Origin of the sequence: Budvicia aquatica DSM 5075 = ATCC 35567 (assembly GCF_000427805.1) — a bacterium.
Lineage (GTDB): Bacteria > Pseudomonadota > Gammaproteobacteria > Enterobacterales > Enterobacteriaceae > Budvicia > Budvicia aquatica.
On sequence record NZ_ATYS01000026.1, the window covers coordinates 73,755 to 79,947 of the forward strand.

General features: G+C 49.0%; 7 protein-coding genes and 1 riboswitch. Of the genes, 4 read left to right on the top strand and 3 right to left on the bottom strand.

Annotated features, from left to right (window positions below; genetic code table 11):
* Positions 1-29 precede the first annotated feature (29 nt).
* Complete coding sequence (locus YWE_RS0111960) at positions 30-638, top strand: hypothetical protein (protein ID WP_029094746.1); 609 nt, start codon at positions 30-32, stop codon at positions 636-638.
* 112 nt (positions 639-750) lie between these two features.
* Here the strand turns inward: YWE_RS0111960 and YWE_RS0111965 are convergent, their stop codons facing one another.
* Positions 751-1,686, bottom strand: coding sequence for a Kdo(2)-lipid IV(A) acyltransferase (locus YWE_RS0111965; protein ID WP_029094747.1), 936 nt, complete (start codon positions 1,684-1,686; stop codon positions 751-753).
* 123 nt (positions 1,687-1,809) lie between these two features.
* On the opposite strand from YWE_RS0111965, the gene hldE reads away from it, so the two are divergent.
* Positions 1,810-3,237, top strand: a complete 1,428-nt coding sequence (gene hldE, locus YWE_RS0111970) for a bifunctional D-glycero-beta-D-manno-heptose-7-phosphate kinase/D-glycero-beta-D-manno-heptose 1-phosphate adenylyltransferase HldE (RefSeq protein ID WP_029094748.1) — start codon at positions 1,810-1,812, stop codon at positions 3,235-3,237.
* A 12-nt stretch (positions 3,238-3,249) separates the two neighbouring features.
* A complete protein-coding gene (gene yjeH / locus YWE_RS0111975; RefSeq protein ID WP_029094749.1) occupies positions 3,250-4,506 on the top strand; it encodes an L-methionine/branched-chain amino acid transporter in 1,257 nt (418 codons plus the stop codon).
* Positions 4,507-4,602: 96 nt separating this feature from the next.
* On the opposite strand, the gene ubiK is transcribed toward yjeH, so the two are convergent.
* Complete coding sequence (gene ubiK / locus YWE_RS0111980; protein WP_029094750.1) at positions 4,603-4,854, bottom strand: ubiquinone biosynthesis accessory factor UbiK; 252 nt, start codon at positions 4,852-4,854, stop codon at positions 4,603-4,605.
* A gap of 160 nt (positions 4,855-5,014) precedes the next feature.
* Positions 5,015-5,182: riboswitch (FMN riboswitch) on the top strand.
* 105 nt (positions 5,183-5,287) lie between these two features.
* Here ubiK and ribB point away from each other — a divergent pair.
* Complete coding sequence (ribB, locus tag YWE_RS0111985; protein WP_029094751.1) at positions 5,288-5,941, top strand: 3,4-dihydroxy-2-butanone-4-phosphate synthase; 654 nt, start codon at positions 5,288-5,290, stop codon at positions 5,939-5,941.
* A gap of 38 nt (positions 5,942-5,979) precedes the next feature.
* Here the strand turns inward: ribB and YWE_RS31195 are convergent.
* The coding region (locus tag YWE_RS31195) for a hypothetical protein (protein ID WP_211231008.1) at positions 5,980-6,193 on the bottom strand (214 nt) is incomplete at its 5' end.

Consider the following 6,193-nt stretch of genomic DNA (forward strand, 5'->3'; position numbering starts at 1 on the left):
AGTGTAGAAACTTAATTCAAGGATTGTCGATGTTTTGGTTTAAACGATTGTCTGTTTTGTTGATTTCACTGTTTTGCATCCTGAGTGTTTCTGCTTCAGAGCCGGCCTCGTTATATGCGCGGATTACCCTAACGCCGGAACAGTATCAGGCCTTTTTACAAAGCCCTCCGGGTACGGCGGCATCGTTTAATGACTGGCAGAGTTGGTTTGATTCTAAACAAATGTACGGCGGCGGCAAAGTTAACCAGGGTGAACTTTCAGTTGCTGCATGGCCTTCGATGGAGGCTTATCTTAATAGTATGGATGTTCATGAGTACGATCCTAAAACACAGGTTCTGAAAATAGGTTTACTGCTCTTGAGTGAAAATTATTCGGACGTTCTCATTGGCATCTACCCTTTGAGGCGGATTGCTGAATTTCGCCAGCAGGATAATCCGTTAGCAAGCGATGATTTTATTATTGTTTACCCGTTTATATGGGGAGATGACCAGAATAGTAAAGCTGACGTAATGGCCTATCTTCAATTTAAGGGTAATCAAAGTGAGTTTGTTAATACAGTGACCGATGAGAGCCTGAAGGAAGCCTCAGGCTTTTTAGCGCCTATTTTGGAGAAGCTTAGCCGCGAAGGTGAAGATTAAGCTACGGCTATGAGTTTGACGCGTTGTGGGTTAAATATTTGGCGATATCCATCATATTTGAAATACCGTCCACGGGGCCGATCGAGATACCGCCACGGCACCTAATATGATTTTAAACATCGTACAACGATGGCTCTCCGTCAGGGCGAGTCTTAAACCGGCGGTGGAGCCACATATATTGGTTAGGGGCCAATAATATCTGCTGTTCAATCACCTGATTCATAAAGATTGCGGCATTAACTTCATTATCAATCGGGAAGCCTTCCAGCGGCGGTTGAACCACTAACGTATAGCCCGAATCATCATCATTTCGCATCGGAATAAACGGAATCAGTAATGGATTAGCTGCGCGTACCAGAATCGTGGTGCCAATCGTTGTTGCCGCCTTTTCAACCGCAAAGAATGGGGCAAAGACGCTGTTGCGGGGGCCGTAATCGTGATCCGGGGCGTACCAGACCAGTTCACCCTGTTTCAGACAGCGAATCATGCCTTTAACATCGCCACGGTCAATCATATATTTATTTGAGCGCAGCCGGCCCCATGTTTGTAGCCAATCCATCAGCTTATTGTCATGGGGGCGATAGACACCAACGCCGGGCCTGACGGTACCGATAATACGTGCACCGAGTTCCAGCGTAAGGAAATGAATGCCGATAACCAGCACGCCGCGTTTTTCTTCGATGCCCAGCATCAGGTTTTCTACCCCCTGGATTTTGCACCATTTCTTAATTCGCCAGTCAGGCCAGAACCACGCCATGCCCGTTTCAAAAATAGCCTGACCGGTACCTTCAAAGTTTTTAATCATCCACTGCTCATGCTGTTCTTCCGTCATATCGGGAAAGCACAGTTCAATGTTACGGCGAGTAATTTTCTTTCTGCGAGTCATCACGCGCATCGCAAGGCGACCAAGCCAGCGGCCCAGACGATTAAACCAAGGATAAGGCAGTAAAACCAGCAGGTAGAGAATGCCAATTCCAAACCAAACCAGCCAATAGCGTGGATGTAGAAGTTCACGTGTAAATTCTGGTCTTATATGATTCTTTGCCATAACAAATGTATTCAGTAAATCCTGCCAATGTGTGTAATGGTGTTTTAACGCATGCCTATTTTATGAAACGGTTATGATAAACTATTTCGCAATCTGTGCTGTTCTCGTTTGATGGAGTTTGGGATGAAAGTAATACTACCCGATTTCGGCCGCGCCAACGTAATGGTGGTGGGTGATGTCATGTTAGACCGCTACTGGCACGGCCCTGCAAGCCGTATATCACCTGAAGCCCCCGTTCCGGTAGTTAAGGTTAATACGGTTGAGGATCGTCCGGGCGGAGCAGCGAACGTGGCAATGAATATTGCCTCTCTGGGAGGATCTTCCCGACTGGTTGGATTAACCGGTATGGATGAAGCTGCCCGTGTATTAAACACAAAACTTGCCGAAGTGAACGTTAAGTGTGACTTCGTGACATCTGCCACCCATCCGACAATTACTAAACTCAGGGTATTATCCCGCAACCAACAGTTATTACGCCTTGATTTTGAAGAGGGTTTTGAGGGCGTTGACGCTCAATTAATCCTCGATCGTGTTCAACAAGCGTTGCCACATTTAGGTGCGTTAGTCCTATCAGATTATGCAAAAGGGGCGCTATCGTCAATTCAACAATTGATTCAAGCCGCCCGCCGGGCAAACGTTCCGGTACTGATTGACCCTAAGGGCGCTGATTTTGAACGTTATCGCGGTGCAACGCTATTAACACCCAATTTGTCTGAGTTTGAGGCGGTTGTCGGTCACTGTAAAAATGATGATGAACTGGTTAAGCGCGGCACCAAACTGATCGAAGAGTTTGAACTAAGCGCATTATTAATTACGCGCTCAGAAAACGGAATGACGCTGTTACAGCCGGGTAAAGCCCCTTTCCATATGCCGACTCAGGCTCAGGAAGTGTTTGATGTGACCGGTGCCGGAGATACGGTTATCGGTGTGCTTTCAGCTTCATTAGCGTCTGGCTTATCGCTGGAAGAAGCCTGCTTCTTGGCTAACGCCGCTGCCGGCGTGGTGGTGGGTAAGATCGGAACTTCAACCGTGTCGCCGATTGAGCTCGAAAATGCTATTCGCGGAAGAGCTGATACCGGGTTTGGCGTAATGGACGAAGCTCAGTTGAAGAAGGCCGTCGCCCACGCCCGCCTGCGCGGTGAGAAAGTGGTTATGACCAACGGCTGTTTTGACATTCTTCATGCCGGGCACGTTTCTTATCTGGCTAACGCCCGTAAGTTGGGGGATCGGCTTATCGTGGCGGTTAACAGCGATGCGTCAACTCGCCGGCTGAAGGGGGAAACCCGTCCGGTTAATCCGCTGGCTCAGCGGATGATCGTACTGTCGGCGCTGGAAGCGGTAGATTGGGTGGTTGCTTTTGATGAAGATACGCCTCAGCGGTTGATCGCCGATATCCTGCCCGATCTGTTAGTGAAGGGCGGAGACTATCAGCCTAAAGATATTGCCGGTAGTCAAGAAGTTTGGGCGGCGGGCGGTGACGTTCAGGTACTGAATTTTGAAGATGGCTGTTCAACCAGCAATATCATTAAAACCATCAAGGAGCGGGGCTAATTAGCCGGTAGCATGAGCGGACTTAAGCAAGATATCGGATTAACTCAGGGCATTGGGCTACTTTCTACATCCCTGTTAGGGACCGGCGTTTTTGCCGTGCCTGCACTGGCGGCTCAGGTTGCTGAGCAGGGCAGCTTATGGGCATGGCCATTGTTGATTGCGTTAGTGTTTCCGATTGCTATTGCTTTTGCTGCTCTCGGACGCCATTTTCCCAACGCAGGCGGTGCCGCCCATTTTGTTAACCTGGCATTTGGCCCTCATATGGCCAGAGTGACCGGTTGGCTGTTTTTGTCAGTGATTCCGGTTGGTTTACCTGCGGCACTACAAATAGCCTCTGGCTTCTGGCAGGCTGCTTTCGGACTTGGACCGCTAGGGCTGCAGTTGGTCCAGATTGGCAGTCTATTGGCTATTTGGCTGTTAGGCATGCGCAGCGCGGGCTCTAGTGCTAACTTGCAGGTGATTATTGCCGCTCTGATAGTGGCAATGGTGGTCGCTATTTGGTGGAAAGGCGGAATTACGCTGACGGAAATCGACTGGCCTTCATATCAACAGCTGTCTGCCGGACCGATGTTTAGCGCGCTGGCCGTGATGTTTTGGTGTTTTGTCGGGCTTGAAGCTTTTGCTCACTTGGCGGCAGAATTTCGTCATCCTGAGCGCGACTTTCCCCGGGCTTTACTTATCGGTATGTTGCTTGCCGGTGGCGTCTATTGGGCCTGTACCGTTGCGGTATTGGCTTTTCACTCCTACGGTGGTGATATGGCCGCGGCGGCCTCATTACCGGCGATTGTGGTTCAACTGTTCGGCTCTAAAGCCCTATGGATTGCCTGCCTGATTGGTTATCTGGCCTGCTTTGCCAGTATGAATATTTATACTCAGAGCTTTGCGCGCTTGGTTTGGTCACAGGCTCATGAGCAAAAGCCTAAAGCTTGGGTGGCGCAGCTTTCTCGTTCCCGCTCTCCGTTAAATGCCCTGACGTTGGTGCTGATCTGCTGTTTGATATCTTCTCTGGCGGCTGAATATTTAGCCTTACCCTTGGATGCACTGATTGTTTACGCTAACGGCATCTTTGTGTTTATTTATCTGCTGTGCATGCTGTCAGGCTGTCGCCTGTTAACCGGGCGTTCGAGAGTGATGGCCTTTATCGGTAGCGCACTATGCGTGTTATTACTGGTGATGATCGGTTGGAAAACGCTGTATGCGTTTGCCATGTTTGCGCTGCTATGGCTGATTCTACCGAGAAGAAAAGAGAAAGTGGTTCAGTCTCACTAAGCCGCCATTTTTGCATAATCTCTGTTGATAAAAATAAGCGGGGCAGGTTCCTTTATCTGTTCCTGCCCCGTTCGCTATGCTTGAAATATAGAAGACTTAGTCTTCGCGACCTTTAGCTTCCAGCTCTGCCAGACGCTTCTCCAGCGCAGTCAGTTTTTCGCGGGTTCTGAGCAGAACCTGAGTTTGAATATCAAACTCTTCACGACTCACGACGTCGAGTTTTGCCAACTGATTTTGAAGGCCCTGACGGATCTTCTTCTCGACTTCATCACCCAGTTCACGAATCCCTTTCGGCATGGATTCATGGATCTGCCGGGCTATTTGTTCAATTTTGTTCGGATCAATCATAGGTCTACCTTTAAATGGTTGATGGCATCTGAATTTAAATTCAGCGGCTAGTTTACTGTCTGTTGAGCTGAGTATAAACCTTTCATTGCTGAGTCTCTGTTTTCGTGAAGAATTTTTCACAAGGATTGAAGCGCATAATGATAAGGGTTATAGTATTCAGGCTTATTCTCAGGGCGGGGTGAAAGTCCCCACCGGCGGTAAACCATGAAAGCCTAAATGCTTAATGGAAGCCCGCGAGCGCTTAGCTTAGTTTACTCTAAGTTCAAGGTCAGCAGACCCGGTGTAATTCCGGGGCCGACGGTTATAGTCCGGATGGGAGAGAGTAACGATAACGGGTTGGGCATTCGCTCGCCTCACGTTATTTAGGCTTTTTGCCTACTCCTAAGCTGCCCTGGTTCTGGTAATCCACATTATTAACGAGGTTATTTTTACCATGAATCAGACTTTACTTTCCGAATTTGGCACGCCGATCGCGCGTGTAGAACAGGCGATTAATGCCCTACGCGAAGGCCGTGGCGTAATGGTATTAGACGATGAAAACCGTGAAAACGAAGGCGATATGATTTTCGCTGCCGAAACCATGACGGTAGAGCAAATGGCTCTGACCATTCGTCACGGTAGCGGTATTGTTTGCCTGTGTATCAACGAGCAACTGCGCGAGCAACTGGCTCTTCCTATGATGGTTCCGGCTAACTCAAGCCGCTATCAGACCGCTTTTACTATCAGTATTGAAGCGGCTGAAGGCGTGACTACCGGCGTTTCTGCTGCGGATCGCGTAACCACTATTCGCGCAGCAGTTGCGGATGGTGCGTCATCAAACAACCTGCATAGCCCGGGCCATGTCTTCCCGCTGTGTGCACGCCCGGGTGGTGTATTAACTCGCCGTGGTCATACTGAAGCAACTATCGATTTAGTGACGCTTGCCGGCTTTAAACCCGCCGGTGTTCTGTGTGAGCTGACCAATGATGATGGCAGCATGGCACATGCACCTCAGGTTATTGAGTTCGCTAAACAGAAGAATATGCCGGTTGTGACCATTGAAGATTTGGTTGCTTATATCGAGCAGCAGGCCCAAAAAGCCAGCTAAGCGAATAGATTATTGTTATTAGTCGAAAAGAAGCCGCATTAGCGGCTTCTCAGAGTGATGACAAAGTGGTTTAATTTGATTTCAGCGCGAATTTCGTCCGCATAGTTAGCATCGGAATATTGGTTTTTCCTAGCGGCCGAAGGGCGATGTTTTTGAGTACTGTGGGCTCCGGGCTTAGAATCCCTAGGGGCACTCCGGCTGGCAAGCCAGCTACGACCCCAACGGAATTCTTTCCCTACGTTTAAGCTTTTT

Bases quoted from the DNA above. Each gene is read 5' to 3' on its own strand.
- YWE_RS0111960 (WP_029094746.1), top strand. From the start codon at position 30: ATGTTTTGGTTTAAACGATTGTCTGTTTTGTTGATTTCACTGTTTTGC.
- YWE_RS0111965 (WP_029094747.1), bottom strand. From the start codon at position 1,686: ATGGCAAAGAATCATATAAGACCAGAATTTACACGTGAACTTCTACAT.
- hldE (WP_029094748.1), top strand. From the start codon at position 1,810: ATGAAAGTAATACTACCCGATTTCGGCCGCGCCAACGTAATGGTGGTG.
- yjeH (WP_029094749.1), top strand. From the start codon at position 3,250: ATGAGCGGACTTAAGCAAGATATCGGATTAACTCAGGGCATTGGGCTA.
- ubiK (WP_029094750.1), bottom strand. From the start codon at position 4,854: ATGATTGATCCGAACAAAATTGAACAAATAGCCCGGCAGATCCATGAA.
- ribB (WP_029094751.1), top strand. From the start codon at position 5,288: ATGAATCAGACTTTACTTTCCGAATTTGGCACGCCGATCGCGCGTGTA.